Origin of the sequence: Solibacillus sp. FSL W7-1472, assembly GCF_037969775.1 — a bacterium.
Lineage (GTDB): Bacteria > Bacillota > Bacilli > Bacillales_A > Planococcaceae > Solibacillus > Solibacillus silvestris.
Window position 1 is genome coordinate 3,923,402 of the sequence record NZ_CP150208.1, and the last position, 18,968, is coordinate 3,942,369.

At 38.2% G+C, this 18,968-nt stretch carries 21 protein-coding genes; 4 read left to right on the top strand and 17 right to left on the bottom strand.

What is annotated here, in order from left to right; all coding sequences use genetic code 11:
• The first annotated feature begins 12 nt into the window (after positions 1 to 12).
• Genes MKY07_RS19640 through rbsB form a run of 3 tightly spaced genes read left to right on the top strand, consistent with a single transcriptional unit; the run spans position 13 to position 3,391 of the window.
• Positions 13 to 1,509 (top strand): sugar ABC transporter ATP-binding protein, encoded by a 1,497-nt coding sequence (locus tag MKY07_RS19640; RefSeq protein ID WP_008408348.1) that lies wholly within the window; start codon positions 13 to 15, stop codon positions 1,507 to 1,509.
• Positions 1,496 to 2,437: a ribose ABC transporter permease gene (gene rbsC / locus MKY07_RS19645; RefSeq protein ID WP_014822355.1), complete on the top strand. Its 942-nt coding sequence runs from the start codon at positions 1,496 to 1,498 to the stop codon at positions 2,435 to 2,437. The genes MKY07_RS19640 and rbsC overlap by 14 nt, the downstream gene beginning before the upstream one ends.
• Before the next feature lie 15 nt (positions 2,438 to 2,452).
• The gene (gene rbsB / locus MKY07_RS19650) at positions 2,453 to 3,391 is read left to right on the top strand and encodes a ribose ABC transporter substrate-binding protein RbsB (RefSeq protein ID WP_339263406.1); all 939 of its coding nucleotides are present in this window, start codon (positions 2,453 to 2,455) and stop codon (positions 3,389 to 3,391) included.
• 155 nt (positions 3,392 to 3,546) lie between these two features.
• Here the strand turns inward: rbsB and rpsR are convergent, their stop codons facing one another.
• The 6 genes from rpsR to MKY07_RS19680 form a co-directional block, all read right to left on the bottom strand.
• Positions 3,547 to 3,786 carry a 30S ribosomal protein S18 gene (rpsR, locus tag MKY07_RS19655; protein WP_172954456.1) on the bottom strand — a complete coding sequence of 80 codons (240 nt, stop codon included), beginning with the start codon at positions 3,784 to 3,786 and terminating at the stop codon, positions 3,547 to 3,549.
• Between the two features lie 41 nt (positions 3,787 to 3,827).
• Positions 3,828 to 4,385 carry a single-stranded DNA-binding protein gene (ssb, locus tag MKY07_RS19660; protein WP_008408356.1) on the bottom strand — a complete coding sequence of 186 codons (558 nt, stop codon included), beginning with the start codon at positions 4,383 to 4,385 and terminating at the stop codon, positions 3,828 to 3,830.
• A gap of 38 nt (positions 4,386 to 4,423) precedes the next feature.
• Positions 4,424 to 4,714: a 30S ribosomal protein S6 gene (gene rpsF, locus MKY07_RS19665; protein WP_008408357.1), complete on the bottom strand. Its 291-nt coding sequence runs from the start codon at positions 4,712 to 4,714 to the stop codon at positions 4,424 to 4,426.
• A gap of 209 nt (positions 4,715 to 4,923) precedes the next feature.
• Positions 4,924 to 6,024: a redox-regulated ATPase YchF gene (gene ychF / locus MKY07_RS19670; protein WP_339263407.1), complete on the bottom strand. Its 1,101-nt coding sequence runs from the start codon at positions 6,022 to 6,024 to the stop codon at positions 4,924 to 4,926.
• 128 nt (positions 6,025 to 6,152) lie between these two features.
• A complete protein-coding gene (locus MKY07_RS19675) occupies positions 6,153 to 6,353 on the bottom strand; it encodes a DUF951 domain-containing protein (RefSeq protein ID WP_008408362.1) in 201 nt (66 codons plus the stop codon).
• Between the two features lie 3 nt (positions 6,354 to 6,356).
• Positions 6,357 to 7,262: a mechanosensitive ion channel family protein gene (locus MKY07_RS19680; RefSeq protein WP_008408364.1), complete on the bottom strand. Its 906-nt coding sequence runs from the start codon at positions 7,260 to 7,262 to the stop codon at positions 6,357 to 6,359.
• Between the two features lie 115 nt (positions 7,263 to 7,377).
• Here MKY07_RS19680 and yyaC point away from each other — a divergent pair, with 115 nt between their 5' ends.
• On the top strand, positions 7,378 to 8,004 hold the full coding sequence (yyaC, locus tag MKY07_RS19685) for a spore protease YyaC (RefSeq protein ID WP_008408365.1): 627 nt from the start codon (positions 7,378 to 7,380) through the stop codon (positions 8,002 to 8,004).
• Here the strand turns inward: yyaC and MKY07_RS19690 are convergent.
• The 11 genes from MKY07_RS19690 to rpmH form a co-directional block, all read right to left on the bottom strand.
• Entirely contained in the window at positions 7,921 to 8,628 is a 708-nt protein-coding gene (locus tag MKY07_RS19690; protein WP_065217711.1) for a DUF554 domain-containing protein, read from the bottom strand. The two genes, yyaC and MKY07_RS19690, sit on opposite strands and share 84 nt — an antisense overlap.
• Positions 8,629 to 8,816: 188 nt before the next feature.
• Entirely contained in the window at positions 8,817 to 9,662 is an 846-nt protein-coding gene (locus MKY07_RS19695; RefSeq protein WP_014822349.1) for a ParB/RepB/Spo0J family partition protein, read from the bottom strand.
• Positions 9,655 to 10,416: an AAA family ATPase gene (locus MKY07_RS19700; protein WP_014822348.1), complete on the bottom strand. Its 762-nt coding sequence runs from the start codon at positions 10,414 to 10,416 to the stop codon at positions 9,655 to 9,657. Before MKY07_RS19700 ends, MKY07_RS19695 begins: the two co-directional genes overlap by 8 nt.
• Positions 10,417 to 10,637: 221 nt before the next feature.
• On the bottom strand, positions 10,638 to 11,522 hold the full coding sequence (gene noc / locus MKY07_RS19705; protein ID WP_008408374.1) for a nucleoid occlusion protein: 885 nt from the start codon (positions 11,520 to 11,522) through the stop codon (positions 10,638 to 10,640).
• Positions 11,523 to 11,771: 249 nt separating this feature from the next.
• Positions 11,772 to 12,488, bottom strand: a complete 717-nt coding sequence (gene rsmG / locus MKY07_RS19710; protein ID WP_014822346.1) for a 16S rRNA (guanine(527)-N(7))-methyltransferase RsmG — start codon at positions 12,486 to 12,488, stop codon at positions 11,772 to 11,774.
• A gap of 59 nt (positions 12,489 to 12,547) precedes the next feature.
• Positions 12,548 to 14,443: a tRNA uridine-5-carboxymethylaminomethyl(34) synthesis enzyme MnmG gene (gene mnmG / locus MKY07_RS19715; protein ID WP_339263409.1), complete on the bottom strand. Its 1,896-nt coding sequence runs from the start codon at positions 14,441 to 14,443 to the stop codon at positions 12,548 to 12,550.
• A 27-nt stretch (positions 14,444 to 14,470) separates the two neighbouring features.
• Positions 14,471 to 15,856, bottom strand: a complete 1,386-nt coding sequence (gene mnmE / locus MKY07_RS19720; RefSeq protein ID WP_008408382.1) for a tRNA uridine-5-carboxymethylaminomethyl(34) synthesis GTPase MnmE — start codon at positions 15,854 to 15,856, stop codon at positions 14,471 to 14,473.
• 174 nt (positions 15,857 to 16,030) lie between these two features.
• On the bottom strand, positions 16,031 to 16,795 hold the full coding sequence (gene jag / locus MKY07_RS19725; RefSeq protein WP_008408383.1) for an RNA-binding cell elongation regulator Jag/EloR: 765 nt from the start codon (positions 16,793 to 16,795) through the stop codon (positions 16,031 to 16,033).
• Positions 16,796 to 17,578 (bottom strand): membrane protein insertase YidC, encoded by a 783-nt coding sequence (gene yidC / locus MKY07_RS19730; RefSeq protein ID WP_008408385.1) that lies wholly within the window; start codon positions 17,576 to 17,578, stop codon positions 16,796 to 16,798.
• Between the two features lie 132 nt (positions 17,579 to 17,710).
• Positions 17,711 to 18,052 carry a ribonuclease P protein component gene (gene rnpA / locus MKY07_RS19735; RefSeq protein ID WP_008408387.1) on the bottom strand — a complete coding sequence of 114 codons (342 nt, stop codon included), beginning with the start codon at positions 18,050 to 18,052 and terminating at the stop codon, positions 17,711 to 17,713.
• Between the two features lie 95 nt (positions 18,053 to 18,147).
• Entirely contained in the window at positions 18,148 to 18,282 is a 135-nt protein-coding gene (rpmH, locus tag MKY07_RS19740) for a 50S ribosomal protein L34 (RefSeq protein ID WP_008408389.1), read from the bottom strand.
• Positions 18,283 to 18,968: the final 686 nt, after the last annotated feature.

An 18,968-nucleotide genomic window follows, 5' to 3' on the forward strand; every position in this document is an offset into this window, starting at 1 on the left:
AGGTGACGGAACATGATTGAAATGAAGGGCATAAGAAAAGCATTCAATGGAAACGTCGTTTTAAACAATGTTGAGTTCACCCTGTTAAACGGGGAAATCCATGCCTTAATGGGTGAGAATGGTGCCGGTAAATCAACAATGATGAAAATTTTGGCCGGCATCTACTCGCGTGATAATGGTGACGTGCTAGTTGACGGTCAGTCGTATACATTTACTTCAGCAAAAGACGCAGAAAGTTTAGGCATTCACGTAATTCATCAAGAATTAAATATTCTGCCGCATTTATCGGTAGCGGAAAACTTATTTTTAGGGAAAGAAAAAACAGTCGGTCGTACAGGATTACTGCGTACCCGTGAAATGAATAAAGAAGCACAGACACTATTAGCAAAACTCGGTTTGCATATTGATGTTCGCCAGCCTGCCGGTTCGCTATCTGTCGGAAAACAACAGCTGATTGAAATTGCCAAAGCAATTAATTCAGAAGCAAAATATATCGTAATGGATGAACCGACAGCTGCCCTTACAGATCGTGAAATTGAAACACTTTTTGAAACGATTAGAGAACTAAAAGCAAAAGGTATTTCGTTTGTCTATATTTCACATCGTATGGAAGAGATTTTTGCAATTTGTGATCGTATTACAATTTTACGTGATGGCGAGTATGTTGGTGTTCGTGAAATTCCAAAAACAACTTTTGATGAAATTGTAAAAATGATGGTCGGACGTGAACTTGGTGAACGTTATCCAAGCCGTAATGCAAAAATTGGGGACATTGCTTTAGAAGTAAAAGGGCTAACATGTCCCGCGGTATGCAAAGATATTAACTTCCAGATTCGTAAAGGGGAAATCTTAGCGTTTGCAGGTTTAATGGGCGCAGGCCGTACAGAAGTGGCACAGGCCATTTTCGGTAACCTTAAAAAGTCCAAAGGGGATATTTTCATCCATGGGGAAAAGGTGTCGATTAAAAACCCAATTCAAGCAATGAAGTACGGAATTGGCTTTGTAACGGAAGACCGTAAAACAGAAGGTCTTGTACTAGATTTTTCAATTAAGGAAAATATGTTTTTAACAAACTTGAAAACAATTGCAAAAAGTGGCTTTATTCAACCACAACAAGAGGAATCACATGCTGCAAAATATATTGAGCAGTTAAATATTCGCTGCAGTGATGCGACACAGGCTGTCGGCTCACTAAGCGGCGGGAATCAGCAGAAAGTAGTTATCGCGAAATGGTTAAGTACAAAACCGGATATTTTAATCTTGGACGAACCGACTCGCGGTGTTGATATCGGTGCAAAAAAAGAAATTTACTCGATTATGAATCAGTTAGCCGAGCAAGGTGTAGCCATTTTAATGATTTCCTCAGAGCTAACGGAAGTGTTAGGTATGGCGGACCGTGTAATGATCATGCACGAAGGACGTCAAACAGCTATTTTAGACAACGTTGACTTAACACAAGAAACTATTATGCATTACGCAACAGGAGGAGAAGAAGTTGTTAAAAACTAGCTCAAAAGAAATGTTAGGAAAGCTAGGTCCTCTCTTAGGATTATTTCTAATTGTAATTGTCATTACGATTTTAAATCCAAGCTTTATGACAACAGATAATATTTTAAATATTTTACGTCAAGTATCGATTAGTGCGCTCATTGCATTCGGTATGACTTTTGTTATTTTAACCGGCGGCATCGATTTATCGGTTGGCTCGACATTAGCCCTTACAGGTGCAGTTGCTGCCACAATGCTTGCTTCAGGAATAGATCCTGTGTTAACGATTCTTGCAGCCTTATTATTAGGGGCCATTCTTGGTGCTGTAAATGGTGTCATCATTGCAAAGGGTAAAGTAGCACCATTCATCGCAACATTGGCAACCATGACAATTTATCGTGGATTAACGTTAGTGTATACGGATGGTCGCCCTGTTTCTGACTTAGGAAATGAAATTACATTCCAGATGTTAGGTAAAGGATACTTCTTCGGTATTCCAGTTCCAGTATGTACAATGATTCTAGCTTTCATTGCGTTATATGTAATTATGCATAAAACAACATTCGGTCGCCGTGTTTATGCAGTAGGCGGCAATGAAGCGGCTTCTAAATTATCAGGAATCAATGTGGACCGTGTAAAAATTGCTGTATACTCATTAACTGGTATGTTAGCAGCTTTATCCGCGCTGATTTTAACATCTCGTCTAAACTCTGCACAGCCAACAGCAGGTACATCTTATGAGTTGGATGCAATTGCAGCAGTTGTTTTAGGTGGGACAAGTTTAACAGGCGGTAAAGGCTGGATTTTCGGTACATTAGTAGGTGCCTTAATTATCGGAGTATTGAATAACGGATTGAACTTAATCGGCGTTTCTTCATTCTTCCAGCAAGTTGTAAAAGGGATTGTTATTTTAATCGCGGTGTTAATTGACCGTAAAAAAACAGCGTAGATGGAGGTCATAAGCGTGAAAAAACAATTAATATTATTAATGGCACTTTTGGCCACTGTGATGCTATCGGCTTGTTCGGTAAAACCTGGCTTCTCTTTGGAACCTTCTTTCGGAACATCTGCCACATCTACAAAAGGCAGTAGTGATACATTGACAATCGGTTTATCGATTTCAACTTTAAATAATCCATTTTTCGTGACGCTAAGTGAAAATGCGGAAGCAAAAGCAAGAGAACTTGGTGTAAATACAACGATTGTAGATGCCCAAGATAATGCGTCTAAACAAGCTTCCGATATTGAAGATTTAATCCAGCAAAATGTTGATTTGATCATTATTAACCCTGTAGATTCTGTTGCTGTTGCAACTGCTGTTGAATCTGCTAATGCTTTAAATATTCCCGTCATTACGGTAGACCGTTCTTCTGAAGGTGGAGAAGTCGTATCGCATATCGCCTCTGATAACGTAGCTGGCGGAAAACTGGCAGGAGAATATATTACAGAGTTGGTTGGTGAAGGTGCCAAAGTCGTCGAGTTGGAAGGTGTCGCAGGTTCATCTGCTGCACGTGATCGTGGACAGGGGTTCAATGAAGCTGTAACAGGCATCTTAGACGTCGTTGCAAAGCAAACAGCGAACTTTAACCGTTCAGAGGGCTTAACAGTCATGGAGAATATTCTGCAGTCTAATCCGGATGTTACAGCAGTATTTGCACACAATGACGAAATGGCATTAGGTGCGCAGGAAGCAATTTCAGCTTCAGGTAAGAAAATTGTAGTAGTCGGCTTTGATGCAACAGACGATGCGGTGGCTGCTGTAAAAGCAGGAAATCTAGCTGCAACCGTTGCACAAAAACCTGATAAGATTGGAAAGATCGCGATGGAAACAGCGATTGCTTATTTAAACGGTGAAACGGTTGAAGAAGTTATTCCAGTCAATCTTGATTTAATTACAAAATAATAATGTATGCAACAGCCTGCAAATGGGCTGTTGCACTTCTCAGGCTGTCACAAGTTGTTTTGTGGCAGCCTTTGTTTATGGATCTATAAAAAAACTTTATACAATAAAAAAGTACAGCAGAAGACAATTAAGCCTTTGCTGTACATTTTAAGAAATTATTTTTCTTCAGCTACGAATGGTAATAATGCCATAATACGTGAAACTTTGATTGCAGATGTAAGTTTACGTTGGTATTTAGCAGAAGTACCAGTTACGCGACGTGGTAAAATTTTACCGCGCTCAGAGATGAATTTCTTTAAAAGATCTACATCTTTGTAGTCGATGTGCGTAATGTTATTTGAAGTGAAGTAGCAAACTTTACGGCGTTTGCGGCCTCCGCGACGTGGTGCCATTATCGTGTTCCTCCTTTTAATTTTTAATTATAGATGTGAAATTCTTAGAACGGTAAATCGTCTTCAGAAACTTCAATCGGTCCTTTACTGTTTGCAAATGGATCTTCATCTACACGTGTATAGTTTTGCTGATTTTGAGCTGGCTGTTGATAAGAACCGTAAGAATCCTGTGATTGCGCGCCTCCAAATTGTTGGTTAGGCTGATTATAAGATGGCTGACCACCATAATTTTGCCCTCCACCGTATTGTTGGCTTGGTGCACCTTGTGATGCATTAGCTCCTCCACGTGGTTCTAAGAACTGCACTGAATCAGCAACGACATCTGTTGTATACACACGCTTTCCATCTTGTCCTTCAAAGCTACCTGTTTGAATACGACCCTCTACACCAATCAAACTCCCTTTTCTCATGAAGTTTGCTAAGTTTTCAGCTTGTTTTCTCCAGGCGATACAGCCTATGAAATCTGCTTCGCGTTCACCCGACTGGCTCGAAAATGTACGGTTTACGGCAATCGTAAAACGTGCCATTGGAACTCCACTCGGTGTGTAACGAAGCTCTGGATCCTTTGTAAGCCTTCCGACTAATACGACACGGTTAATCATCAATGCACCCTCCTTTTTTCAGCATTTAAGTTTAAAAATTATTTGTCTTCTTCGCGTACTGCGATGTGACGGATGATGTCTTCGCTGATGTTAGCTAGACGAGTGTATTCGTTGATAGCTTCAGTACCAGCGTTAACTTTCACGATTTGGTAGAAACCTTCGCGGAAGTCATTGATTTCGTAAGCTAAACGACGCTTACCCCAATCTTTTGCTTCTGTGATCTCTGCACCATTTGAAGTTAAGATTTCTTGGAAACGCTCTACTAAAGCTTTCTTCGCTTCTTCTTCAATGTTTGGGCGGATGATGTACATTAATTCGTACTTTCTCATTTGTGTTTGCACCTCCTTATGGACTTGGGCTCTCCTACTAAATAGGGAGCAAGGAGCAAGTAACTTCTATTACTCACATCAATGAATTGTATCATAGTTGTTATTTCTATGCAACTGGCTACGTCTTTTAATATTAAGGAAATAGCTTATTTTCATATATAAATAAACGCTTTGTGAGAATATATTTATACTCACAAAGCGTCTACTAATTATACGTTAAATAAGAACTCTAATACATCGCCGTCTTGTACAACATACTCTTTACCTTCAGCGCGTACTCGGCCTGCTTCTTTTGCAGCTGGCTTTGAACCGTATTCTACTAAATCCGTATATGCCACTGTTTCAGCACGGATAAAGCCGCGTTCAAAGTCAGAGTGAATAATACCAGCACATTGTGGTGCTTTCATGCCTTTACGGAATGTCCATGCACGAACTTCCTGCACACCAGCTGTAAAGTAAGTAGCCAAACCTAATAGGCTGTACGAAGCTTTAATCAATTGGTCTAATCCTGATTCAGCAATTCCTAATTCAGCTAAAAATTCTTTTTTCTCATCGTCTTCCAACTCAGAAATTTCTTCCTCAATTTTCGCGCAAACAGTAATTACTTGTGCGCCTTCAGCTGCTGCGTATTCTTGTACCATTTTTACATACTTGTTTTCAGATGGCTCTGCTACCTCGTCCTCAGAAACGTTCGCAACATAAAGCATTGGTTTAATCGTTAATAGATGTAAACCTTTGATCACTTTTTTCTCGTCATCTGATAGATCTGCCGCGCGAGCAGGTTTTTCAGCTTCTAATACGTCTTTAAGCTTTTGAAGAATTGGCTCTTCTACCATTGCTTCTTTATCTTTTTGCTTTGCCATTTTTGCTACACGTGCAATACGTTTATCTACTGATTCCATATCCGCTAAAATTAATTCTAAATTAATTACTTCAATGTCATCGATAGGATTTACTGTACCTGAAACGTGTGTAATATTTTCATCTTCAAAACAACGTACAACTTGGCAAATTGCATCCACTTCACGAATGTGGGCAAGGAATTTGTTTCCTAAACCTTCACCAGTAGAAGCACCTTTTACGATACCCGCGATATCAGTAAACTCAAAAGTTGTCGGAACTGTTTTCTTTGGTACTACTAATTCTGTTAATTTGTCTAAACGCTCATCCGGAACAGTTACGCTGCCAACATTCGGTTCGATTGTTGCGAACGGATAGTTAGCCGCAAGTGCACCTGCTTTTGTAATTGCGTTGAATAAAGTCGATTTTCCTACGTTAGGTAAACCAACAATACCAGCTGTTAATGCCATATTGACACAACCTTTCTATGTTCAGTTCATTTAAATTTATTATTAATTCTTTTATGGATTTTTCTGTCCATTAAATTTTACAACCTTGTCTATTATATTGATTGCGCGCATAAAAGTCTATTTTGCTTTTAGACTTCTTCTGCCTGGCGTAAAATTTTCTTCATTTTCTTCTCAAACTCGCGGCGTGGAATCATAACGCTATGTCCGCAACCTTCACATTTTATACGAATATCGGCGCCTAATCGAATTACTTTCCATTCGTTCGTGCCGCAAGGATGTTGCTTTTTCATTTCCACAACGTCATTAAGACTGTACTGCTTTGCTTCCATCTATTATTCTCCTCCCTGATTTCGCTCATAAAACATCATTTTCGGTACAGCAAGAGGAATGCCGTTACGAGTCAGGATATCCATTACATCTTTTCGGATAATACGGGAAATGGAATACTGCTGTAAAGGCAATGTTTCCAGCGTAATACCAATTGTCGCTTCTGTGCTTGTCGTATTTGTTACGCCTAGAAAAACCGGAGCAGTGACAAGCTCCTCATACTTTTCCGGTAATGTATCCAGATAGCTTTGTATAACCATTTGGACTTTTTCAATATTGACATCAAGCGGAATTTGCATATTAATCGTAGCTTTTGAGTTGTTGATAGAATAGTTGATAACATCTACAATACTGCCGTTTGGAATAATAAATTGCTCTCCTGTTATCCCTTTCACTTTCGTTGTACGAAGACCAATCTCCATCACAGTACCTTCTGCCGTATTAATTTTTACAAAATCCCCTACACCAAACTGATCCTCTAAAATAATGAAGAACCCTGTAATAACATCCTTCACTAAGTTTTGCGCACCAAAGGCAATGGCCACAGAAGCAATACCTGCCCCTGCCAGTAACCCGGCAATTTGTATATTCATAGCCGATAAAATTCCCATAATGGCGGAGAAGTACACTAAATAGCTCAATACGCTTTGCAGCAGCTTTACAATCGTAAGCTGTCGACGCTCATTATTTCTTACACGCAGCATAAACACTCGGTGAATGACCTTCTTGCCGATAAAAACGACAAGATACGAAATAACGATAATCGCCAGAATCTTCGCGCTGGCTGCAATAATCTTTACCAAAAACTCCGTACTTGTGACGTATTCCCAAAGTTCTGTCGTATATTGTGCGAGCCCTTTAATATCCGTTTCAGCAAATTCCTCTAAATCTAATTTCAAATCTTTTTCCAAATTTACCACCTCTTGTATAACAAACTTTAAAATTGAATATACTGCATAAATATATCGTATTTTGGCTTATTTCTCGAGTAATCTATTTAAATTTAAAAATTAAAGGAGTGATAATATGACACAAGCCTGTCCTCAAAATTATAGTGTACATTACGAACAGACGAGCGCTGTTTGGGAGCTGAGCGAAATCTTTTTAAAAACGATTCCGTTTGATCATGAAGAACTTATTTTTTGCTGTATCGGTACAGACCGATCTACAGGAGATGCATTAGGCCCGATTATCGGCAGCCAGCTGCACCAAACTTTCTCATTTCCATTTCCGGTTGTTGGAACTTTGCAGGCACCACTTCATGCCCTCAATATTGTAGAGCGTTACGAGCAGTTGATTAATGAAAAAGAGCAACCTTTTATTATTGCCATTGATGCTTGTTTAGGTGAATCAAATGCGATTGGTTCTATTCTAATCCAACAGGGCCCTCTTTATCCCGGAAAGGCCGTGAAAAAAGAGTTGCCCCCTATCGGTAATATTTCTGTAAAAGGAATTGTTAACGTCGGAGGCTTTATGGAAGCTAAAGTATTACAAAATACGAGACTGCATGTTACGTATTCTATGAGTGATAAAATTGTTCGAGCACTTGTTTTGGCATGGCAGCGTCACTTACTGAAACGGAAAAATAATCGCAACGAGTATCCCGACCATCAAAATCGCTGGCAGCAAATTGGCTATACGGATTTTCGTTAATCCGGCAATATTCAAACCGATTGCCATAATCATAATACCGCCCGTTGCTGTCATTTCTGTGATAAATAGATCCAGTGCTTCACTAGGAATATATGTACTAATAACACCTGCAAATAATGCAATCGAGCCTTGATATAAAAGTACAGGAATTGCTGATAATATGACACCGATCCCTAAAGTTGAACTTAATATAATGGACATAAATCCATCAATAATCCCTTTAGTGATGAGTATATTGTGATCGTTGCGCAAGCCACTATCAAGAGCACCTAGAATTCCCATTGAACCAATAACAAAAATGAGCGTTGCAGTAACAAACCCCTCTGCAATCGTTCCTTTTTGTGCACGTTTTCCAAAAAGGGACTCAATCCATTGACCGAAGCGATTAAACTTTCCTTCAAGGTCGAGCCATTCACCGATGACCGCACCAATGATTAAACTGACTATAAGGAGAATAAAATTCGTACTCTCCAGTCCCATTTGGATTCCTAATAGCGCAACAACTAACCCGATAATGGATAACACTGTCTGCTGCATGGATTCTGGAATATTTTTAAAGATACGGCCGACCAATGCACCGATTACGATAAATAATGCATTTAACAGAGAACCTAGTAATACCATGAAATTTTCCTCTTTCTATTTGCTGTCCTACAAATTCAATTTTAACCCTTATAACGGATAGTAATTTGACTGCCTCTGAAGAATTGAGGCAGGGGTAAGACTCCCTTTATGTATTAGGTAAGTATTAGTCTTTTTTATATTATAACTGTTCATAAAAAAAGTGCTGAAACTTTTCGCTCAGCACCTTTTTATTGTTGTTCCATATTTAATATTTCCAAAATGCGATGCAGATCATCATCTGAATAAAACTCGATTTCAATTTTACCTTTGTTCTTAGCTTTTTTGATTTGTACTTGTGTTCCAAAATAATCGCGTAGTTGGGACTCTGTTGCCTGGGTATGAATATCCTTTTTGGTAGGCTTTGTTTCACGTGAAACAGCTTCATTTAAATCTTGAATATACTTTTCCAACTGACGGACATTAAGGTGGTCTTTTATAACTTTTTGAGCTACTTCAGGTATACGTCGTTTATTTTTTAAACCAAGCAATGCTCGTCCATGCCCCATTGTAAGCTTTCCTTCGTTGACAAGGTCCCGAATATCTTCCGGTAACTGCAACAGACGAATTAAGTTGGCAATATGTGGACGACTTTTCCCTAATCGTTTCGCTAAATCATCTTGTGTAAAATTCAGTTTCACAATTAAACTGTTGTATGCTTCTGCTTCTTCAATTGGTGTTAAATCTTCGCGTTGCAAGTTTTCCAATATAGCAACTTCCATCATTTGCTGCTCATTAAAATCTTTTACAATGACAGGGACTTCTGTCAAACCTGCACTAACCGCCGCACGATAACGGCGTTCACCTGCTACAATTTCATATTTCCTTCCGTTTTTACGGACGACAATCGGTTGAATAATACCATGTTCATGAATAGAGCTAGCTAATTCTTCGATTGCAGTTTCATCAAAAATTTTACGTGGCTGAAATGGGTTTGCTAAAATTTTTCCGACTGCAATTTGCTGTACCTGGTCTTCTTTATGTACGGCCTCTTCACGAAAAAGCGCATCAATCCCTTTACCTAAACCTTTAACCATTTTTAATCACTTCCCTTGCAAACTCTAAATAAATTTCTGCCCCGCGCGATTTTGCATCATATAAAATTACCGGTTTCCCATGACTCGGTGCCTCACTTAACCGCACATTACGCGGAATAATTGAGCGATATACTTTATCCTGGAAATAGCGCTTTACTTCATCAATCACTTGAAGCCCTAAATTCGTACGGGCATCCAGCATTGTGAGTAGCACTCCATCAATCATTAACTCCTTGTTCAAATGCTTTTGGACAAGGCGGACGGTGGAAAGCAACTGACTCAGCCCTTCTAATGCATAATATTCACATTGTACCGGGATAATCAGTGCATCGGAGGCAGTCAGCGCATTAATAGTTAATAAGCCAAGTGATGGCGGACAATCAATAATAATGAAATCAAAGTTATTTTTAATCTCCTGTAATGACTTTTTCAGTCGAACTTCACGGGAGATTGTGGAAACAAGCTCAATTTCAGCACCTGCCAATGAGATTGTAGCAGGGACAATATATAAGTTTTCTACATCTGTTTGTTGAATAACGCCTTTAATATCTTCATCATTAATTAATACATCGTATATACAGCTTTCCAAATCACCTTTTCGAACACCTAATCCGCTTGAAGCGTTACCTTGTGGGTCGATATCGATTATTAATACTTTCTTTCCTAAAAAAGCTAAACATGCACTTAAGTTAACAGAGGTTGTCGTTTTTCCAACGCCACCTTTTTGATTGGCTATCGCAATAATACGTCCCAATATCCGCACCTGCTTTCATCACTTCAATTTAGGTATATTTTTAAAGTCTAAAATCTTGGATGATTAAATCTTCCTTTTATAATACTGTTTCTTTTATCTTAACAAAAAATGTTAGAAAACGATGCTATGAAACTAAATTTATTTTCAAAAAACTTACTGCTTCTACTAATCTACTAAAAAAACTGCCTAGAAAGTCGTTATCTTTCGGGCAGTTCACTAATTTATTTTTTCTTCGGAATTTTTACAGTGATTTGGTAGTAATCATCTGTATCTTCTTCCTCCGTTTTAACATTAATTCCACTTTTCGTCACCATTGATAACGACTGCTTGATCGTATTAAGGGCAATACGTACATCTTTGCTAATCGCTTTTCTGCTTGGTTTACGTTTTTTTATCTCAGGTTCATCGGGATTTAGAATTTTTTGAATTTGTTCTTCAAGCTGTCTAACATTCCAATCAAACTCTTTTGTCGCTGCAATGAGCTGCATTTGTAATTGCTCATCTTTGATTACAATTAAAGCTCGGGCATGACGTTCCGAAATTTCACGATTTAAAATAGCATCCTGAACAAATTGAGGCAACTTTAATAAACGCAATTTATTAGCAACTGTTGATTGTCCTTTACCAAGACGTTGTGCAAGCGCTTCTTGTGTAAGCTGATGCAATCCTAATAATTGTTGATAAGCAAGCGCTTCTTCAATTGCTGTTAATTCCTCACGTTGAAGGTTTTCAATAAGGGCAATAGACGCCGTTTCTCGATCATTTAAATTACGTACAATAGCAGGTACTTCTGTCCATTGTAGGGATTTCATCGCTCGATAACGTCGCTCACCGGCAATTATTTCATATTTATCCGCGTCATCATTTATTGGACGAATCACAATTGGTTGAATGACGCCGTGTGTATGAATCGTTCTTGCTAATTCTTCAATCTTCTCATCATCAAAAACTGTACGTGGCTGATAACGGTTCGGAATGATTTTGTCTATTGGAATTTTAACTACTTCTTCTGAAGCCATCGAGATATTCTCTATTACTTCTACTTCACTTTTTACTTCTGGCTCTTTGCTCCCGCCTCCGAAAAAACGTGAAAAAGTACTTTTCATCCGTGTGGCACCACCTTTAGGAAACTGTCTACCTCATATACAATATTATTTCTGATTCAATCAAAAATGTACAGTGTTCAATGAATAGTAATTTAGGTGATAGACTGAATTCGCCTAAAATAGGACAAAATAGTGTCTATACCCATTTGTATTTCAAAATAAACTTATATTTTTCTATCCACTAAAAAAACATAAATATAAATATATATGCAGCAAAAGACGGATATATTTCAAATTTCGTAAATTTATTTATTTAATTGGTGTTTTATTCGGAACACCTGGTTTACGCGGGTATTTTTTCGGTGTCGATTTTACTTTATCAAATACATAAAGTGAACGTTCGCTTTCCTCAACCGGTAAATGGAATGCAAACTCCTCTATTAATTTTCCGCCTAACGTAGAAATGGCTTTTGTCGCATCTTTTAATTCCTCTGCACCTGCTGCAGCTTTTAATGCAACAAAATAACCGCCTTCTTTTGCTAAAGGAATACATAACTCTGATAAAACAGAAAGACGTGCTACAGCGCGGGCTGTTACAACATCAAACTTTTCACGATATGCTGCATTTTGACCGAACTCTTCAGCACGGGCATGAACAAATGTCATATGATCCAAGTTTAACTCATTTGTTAAATGATTTAAAAATGTAATTCGTTTGTTAAGTGAATCGACAATCGTAATTTGTAAGTGAGGGAAGCAAATTTTAATCGGAATACTTGGGAAGCCTGCACCTGCACCAACGTCGCATACCGTTGTGACTTTTGTAAAATCAAAATAAAAAGACGCACTGATTGAATCATAGAAGTGCTTTAAATAAACACCTTCCAAATCCGTAATCGCCGTTAAATTCATTTTTTCATTCCACTCAACCAATAGCTCAAAATATTTTTTAAACTGCGCAATCTGGTGTTCTGATAGCTCAATACCCTTTTCCTTCAATGCTTCGATAAATTGCTTTTCGTTCATAAAATGATTCCTCCATATTAAAGAATGAGCGTCTTTCTGGTTAAAGACGCTCACATCATTCAGTTCGTAGTTACTTTTGCAATTTTACCTTGCTCAATATAGACAAGTAAAATTGAAACATCTGCAGGGTTAACACCTGAAATACGCAATGCTTGAGCAATAGAAAGCGGCTGAACACTTTTCAGTTTCATACGTGCTTCTGTTGCTAAGCTTGGAATGGCATCATAATCGATATTTTCAGGGATTTTCTTATCCTCAAGCTTCTTCATTTTCTCTACTTGTTGAAGCGCTTTTTGAATATACCCTTCATATTTTAATTGGATTTCAATCTGCTCTTTTACATCATCCGAAAGTTCGATTTCCGATGGAGTAAGGGAAGCAACTAAATCATACGTCATTTCTGTTCGTTTTAAAAGGTCTGCTCCGCGGATACCATCTTTTAGCTCCGCGCCGCCAGCATTACGGATTACTTCCTGCGTTGTCGCATTTGGTTTAATAATAATTTCACGCAGACGGGCAATTTCCTGCTCAATCTGTGCTTTTTTATGCTGGAATTTCACATAACGCTCTTCCGTAATCATCCCTGCTTTATAACCGATTTCCGTTAAACGTAAATCTGCATTGTCATGACGTAACAGAAGACGGTACTCTGCACGAGATGTTAATAAACGGTAAGGCTCATTTGTACCTTTTGTAACTAGATCGTCGATTAATACACCGATATAAGCATCTGAACGGTCTAAAATGATTTCTTCACGGCCTAAAACTTTTGCTGCTGCATTCATCCCGGCCATTAAACCTTGGCCTGCTGCTTCTTCATAACCTGAAGTACCATTAATTTGACCTGCTGTATAAAGACCTTGAATTTTTTTCGTTTCTAATGTTGGCCATAATTGTGTAGGAATGACTGAATCATACTCAATGGCATAACCAGCTCGCATCATTTCCGCATTTTCCAACCCTGGAATAGAAGCAATTAATTTCTTTTGAACATGCTCAGGTAAGCTTGTCGATAAACCTTGGACATATACTTCACGTGTATTGCGTCCTTCTGGCTCAAGGAAAATCTGGTGACGCGGCTTATCGTTAAAGCGTGTTACTTTATCTTCAATGGATGGGCAGTAACGTGGACCTGTCCCTTTAATCATCCCTGAAAACATTGGGGATAGGTGCAGATTTTCCTCAATTGTACGATGTGTTTCTTCTGTTGTATAAGTTAACCAGCAAGGTAGCTGATCCATAATATATTCTGTTGTTTCAAAACTGAATGCACGGGGTACATCATCACCAGGTTGAATTTCCGTTTTAGAATAATCAATTGTACGGTTGTTTACACGTGGTGGTGTCCCTGTTTTAAATCGGATTAAGTCGAATCCTAATTCTTTTAAGTTATCCGCTAATTTGATTGATGGCTGCTGGTTGTTTGGACCTGAAGAATATTTCAGATTTCCTAAAATAATTTCCCCACGTAAAAACGTACCTGTAGTAATGATGACAGCCGGTGCACGGTAAATTGCTCCAACTTGTGTAATAACACCCTTTACTTCGCCATCCTCTACAATTAGTTCATCGACCATTGCCTGATGAATTTGAAGGTTTTCTTCTTCTTCCAAAACCTTTTTCATTTCATGCTGATACTGGAATTTATCGGCTTGTGCACGTAAAGCACGTACTGCTGGACCTTTCCCGGTATTTAACATGCGCATTTGAATATGTGTTTTATCGATAATGCGTCCCATTAAACCGCCAAGTGCATCAATTTCGCGAACAACGATTCCTTTTGCAGGTCCGCCGACTGATGGATTACAAGGCATAAACGCAATCATATCTAAGTTAATTGTAAGCATGAGTGTTTTAGCACCCATTTTCGCAGCTGCATAGGCAGATTCCACACCTGCATGTCCTGCACCAACAACGATTACGTCAAAATTACCTGCTTCGTATTGTATTGACATGTTGTTCTTCCTCTCTTTTATTCCGATTTATTTCCCTAGACAGAACTGCGAGAATAGCTGATTAATCAAGCTTTCCTGTACAGTATCTCCAATAATTTCACCAAGAATTTCCCATGTACGTGTCACATCGATTTGAATCATATCGACAGGTACACCTGACTCAGCTGCAGCAAGCGCATCCTCAATCACCTGTTGAGCTTGATGCAATAGCGCAATATGTCGCGCATTTGATACATATGTTAAATCATTCGCTTCTACTTGCCCTTCAAAGAACAATGCTGCAATCGCTTCTTCCAGCTCGATTACACCTTCTTCTTTCAATAACGAAGTCGTTACGACACGATGTTTTCCAGCCAATTCATGAACACGGTTTAAATCGATTTTGCGTTCGATATCTGTCTTGTTGACAACGACAATATAATCCATCGCCTGAATCGTTTCAAAAAGGCGTTCATCTTCTTCTGTAAGCTCTTCTCCGTAATTTAATACAAGCAATATTAAATCGGCATCTTTTAGTGCCTCTCTCGAACGTTCAACTCCGATTCGTTCAACAATATCTTCTGTTTCCCGAATACCTGCTGTATCAACTAAACGTAAAGGAACTCCACGTACATTTACGTATTCTTCAATAATATCACGAGTTGTACCTGCAATGTCGGTTACAATCGCTTTATTTTCTTGAACTAAACTATTTAAAAGAGATGATTTACCTACGTTTGGACGTCCTAAAATAACGGTAGATAAACCTTCACGTAAAATTTTACCTTGGGATGATGTTTGAAGTAATTTAATAATTTCCTCTCGTACCCAACCGCATTTTTCAAGAAGTACAGGAATCGTCATTTCTTCTACATCGTCATATTCAGGATAATCAATATTTACTTCCACTTGTGCCAACGTCTCTAATAATGCCTGGCGTAAAGATGTAATGAGACGAGAAAGCTTTCCATCCATCTGGCCAAGCGCAACGTTCATCGCGCGGTCAGTTTTCGCACGAATTAAATCCATTACCGCTTCTGCCTGTGATAAGTCGATACGGCCATTTAAAAATGCACGTTTCGTAAATTCCCCAGGCTCTGCTAAACGTGCACCGTAACGTAAGACAAGCTGTAATACTCGGTTAACAGACACAATACCACCATGACAATTGATTTCGACAACATCTTCTCGCGTAAATGTTTTCGGTCCGCGCATTAAGCTCAACATAACTTCCTCTACCACTTCATCCGTTTTCGGGTCGATCAGATGTCCGTAATGGATCGTATGTGTCGCAACTTCCGTCAAACGCTTATGATTTGGTGATTTAAATATTTTATCTGCAATCGCTACCGCCTCATCGCCGCTCAGACGAACAATCGCAATAGCTCCTTCTCCCATTGGAGTGGAAATCGCAGCAATCGTATCGAATTCCATTTATATCCTCCTATTTCAGTGTTATCCACATGTGGATAAATCACATCCGTGCTATACTAACTAACAATTTAGACTAACATATTTTAATTAAAATCTAAAGTAATGTAGATTTGGTTCCATCTTTCATTAAAAAAACGACCTATCCAAAAGAATAGGTCGAAAACTGTCTGTATATTATTTTACTGGCTCTATGACTAAATATCGATTTGGTTCGACACCTTCTGAGTGCGTTTCAATATCTATACGATTTGCCAAGGCATTATGAATAATTTTTCGTTCATAAGATGCCATCGGTTCAAATGATACGGGTTTTCGTGTTCGAAGAGCCTTGTCCGCCATGCGTAATGCCAGCTGTTCAAGGGCAACTTGACGTCGCTCACGATAATCTTCCACATCCATTTGTAAAATCATAAACGATTTGGCTGTTTTATTAAGAATGAGCTGAGTTAAATGTTGAAGCGCATTTAATGTAAGACCACGCTTCCCAATTAATAATGCTGCTTTCTCGCTCGATAACTTAAATGAAACATGTTTACCATCTGTTTCATGGTCGATTGTTAAATCTGTAATTCCCATCCCTAAAGCAATATTCGTTAAATACTCTTTTGCTTCTTCAATAGGATCCACTTGTTGTTGTTCATGGTGAATTGGTTGATCTTCATTAGCTAAAACCGGCTCATTCTCGATTGTTTTCTCGACAATTGGTTGTTCTTCCACATCAGGTGCAGAATCTGAAGTCGTCTCTTGATCCACTTGCTGCTGAACAATTTCCTTTACAGTTACACGAACTTCAGCATTTCGTGCTCCAAAACCTAAAAATCCTTTTTTACCCTCTTGTAAAACTTCCACATCAACTTGTTCACGAGTATGGCCAAGCTTTTGTAACGCTAATGAGATCGCTTCTTCTACTGTTGCGCCTATTTGCGTAGTTTGTTTCACTTATTTCGCTCCTTTTGCATCGGTAGCATCCGGTTTATTTTTATTCCAAGGTTTGTAAATAACAAGGTTTTGTAATACAGATACAAAGTTTCCAACTACCCAATATAATGATAAAGCGGCAGGTAAAATAATACCGAAACCAACAATCATTAATGGCATGATGTACATCATAATTTTCATTTGCGGATTATCTACAGCGGGACCAGTCATTAATACAACATACTGGATCAGACCTGCGATTACAGCAAATACAATACTTGGCTCCGCTAATGGAACCGCTAAAAATGTCCCTAGTTCAAATGCATCCGGTGTTGCATTCATACGGCTAATTGCATGATAGAAACCGATTAAGATCGGCATTTGAATAAGAATCGGTAAACATCCAGCTAATGGGTTAACACCTGAAGTCTGCATTAACTGCATCATTTCCTGCTGGTATTTTTGCTGAGTTGCCGCGTCTTTTGAGCTGTATTTTGCTTGCAGCTCTTTTAACTTCGGTTGCATTTCCTGCATTTTCTTAGAACTTTTTACTTGTTTAATAGTTAAAGGCAGAATGATTAGACGAATAATAACAGTTACAATAATAATTGCAAATGCATAATTCGCGGCATTACCTTCAAACATATCAGCAAAAAGCTTGATAAATGATACTAATGGCCAAACAATATATTCATTCCAAAAGCCATTACTTTCAGATGAAATTGGTTGGTCAAATTCTGTACAGCCTGATAGCAGTAATACTACTGAAACAAGTGACAGCATTATCCATAGATTTTTCTTCAACCTTCTTCCTCCTAAAGCAAACCTATTCAATTTTTATGACAATATTTTACCATGTACGGACGTTCGTACACTACTAATTGTTCTGTATATTCAAAGTTTCAAGTAATGAATGATAAACAATTAATTATGGAACTATCCTTTATATACTCTTGCAACCTTTAAAACATGCTGCAAGCTTTTTTTTGTTTCGTGAAAATCCAGTGTGGCCGCCTGCGTTCTGGCGATAATAACATAATCCATATCTTGTTTTACTTCATCTTTTAATTCCAGAAAAGCTTGGCGAATATAGCGTTTCACTTGAACCCGAGTGACCGCATTTCCTACTTTTTTGCTCACTGATAAGCCAATACGAAACGCCTGTTGTTCTTCCTTCTTCAAGCAATATACAACAAATTGGCGATTCGCAAACGACTTACCTTTTTTAAACACCTTTTGAAAATCTTCATTTTTCTTTATACGTTGGCGTTTATTCATGATCCATTCACCTGCTCCATCTAATCATTGGTACTTTTTTTGCTCATTCAACAACGATAAAAGAAAAAAAAGACCACTGATGTGGCTCAGTGGACTTATGCTGATAATACTTTTCTTCCTTTTTTACGACGGCGAGCTAATACGTTACGGCCGTTTTTAGTGCTCATACGAGCGCGGAAACCGTGAACTTTAGAGTGCTTACGTTTTTTAGGTTGGTACGTGCGTTTCATTTATATACACCTCCTGAATTCGAGCGTTACTATATCTATCTCTACATACAGACCATGATATTATATAAAGAATAAAACCTGTTTGTCAATGCCTCATTATAATTTTTCTCTTTTTCTATATAAACCTCATATAAATCCCTTTCCTGATTCACACTCTCGGTTATCCACAATTTATAAAATTAATTTACGTTTATGCTGTGAATAGTATTTTTGCTCTTAAAAATTATCCACAACGCTTATCTACAGGTTTTTCACATATAACAAACCTGTGGACAACTGTTATGTATATAACATATGATTATGTGGATAAGATCGTTTAAGTATTGAAATACCTAACTTTATTTGATACGATAACTGTGTTTTACTTTGTGGAATTCTTTTCTGGGAAATATATTATCCACAATTGTTGATAATCTGTGGACAAAGATTTCCCATACTCTAGAACAACCTTTATCCACAACTTGTGGTTATGTGTATGAACTCCTTTTTAATTATAAAATATATATTTTATAGCTCTGTTTACTATTAATCATTTAACAGAGCCTTTCTTTTTTCGTAAGCAAGAAAGTTTGCATTGTAAGGAAATTCACATAAAAAAGACTCTCATCTAATTTTGGTTAGTATGAGCCTTGTCATTTAAATATACGAATCGAATGTGAAATGAATTAATGAAAGGAAGAAAGAGC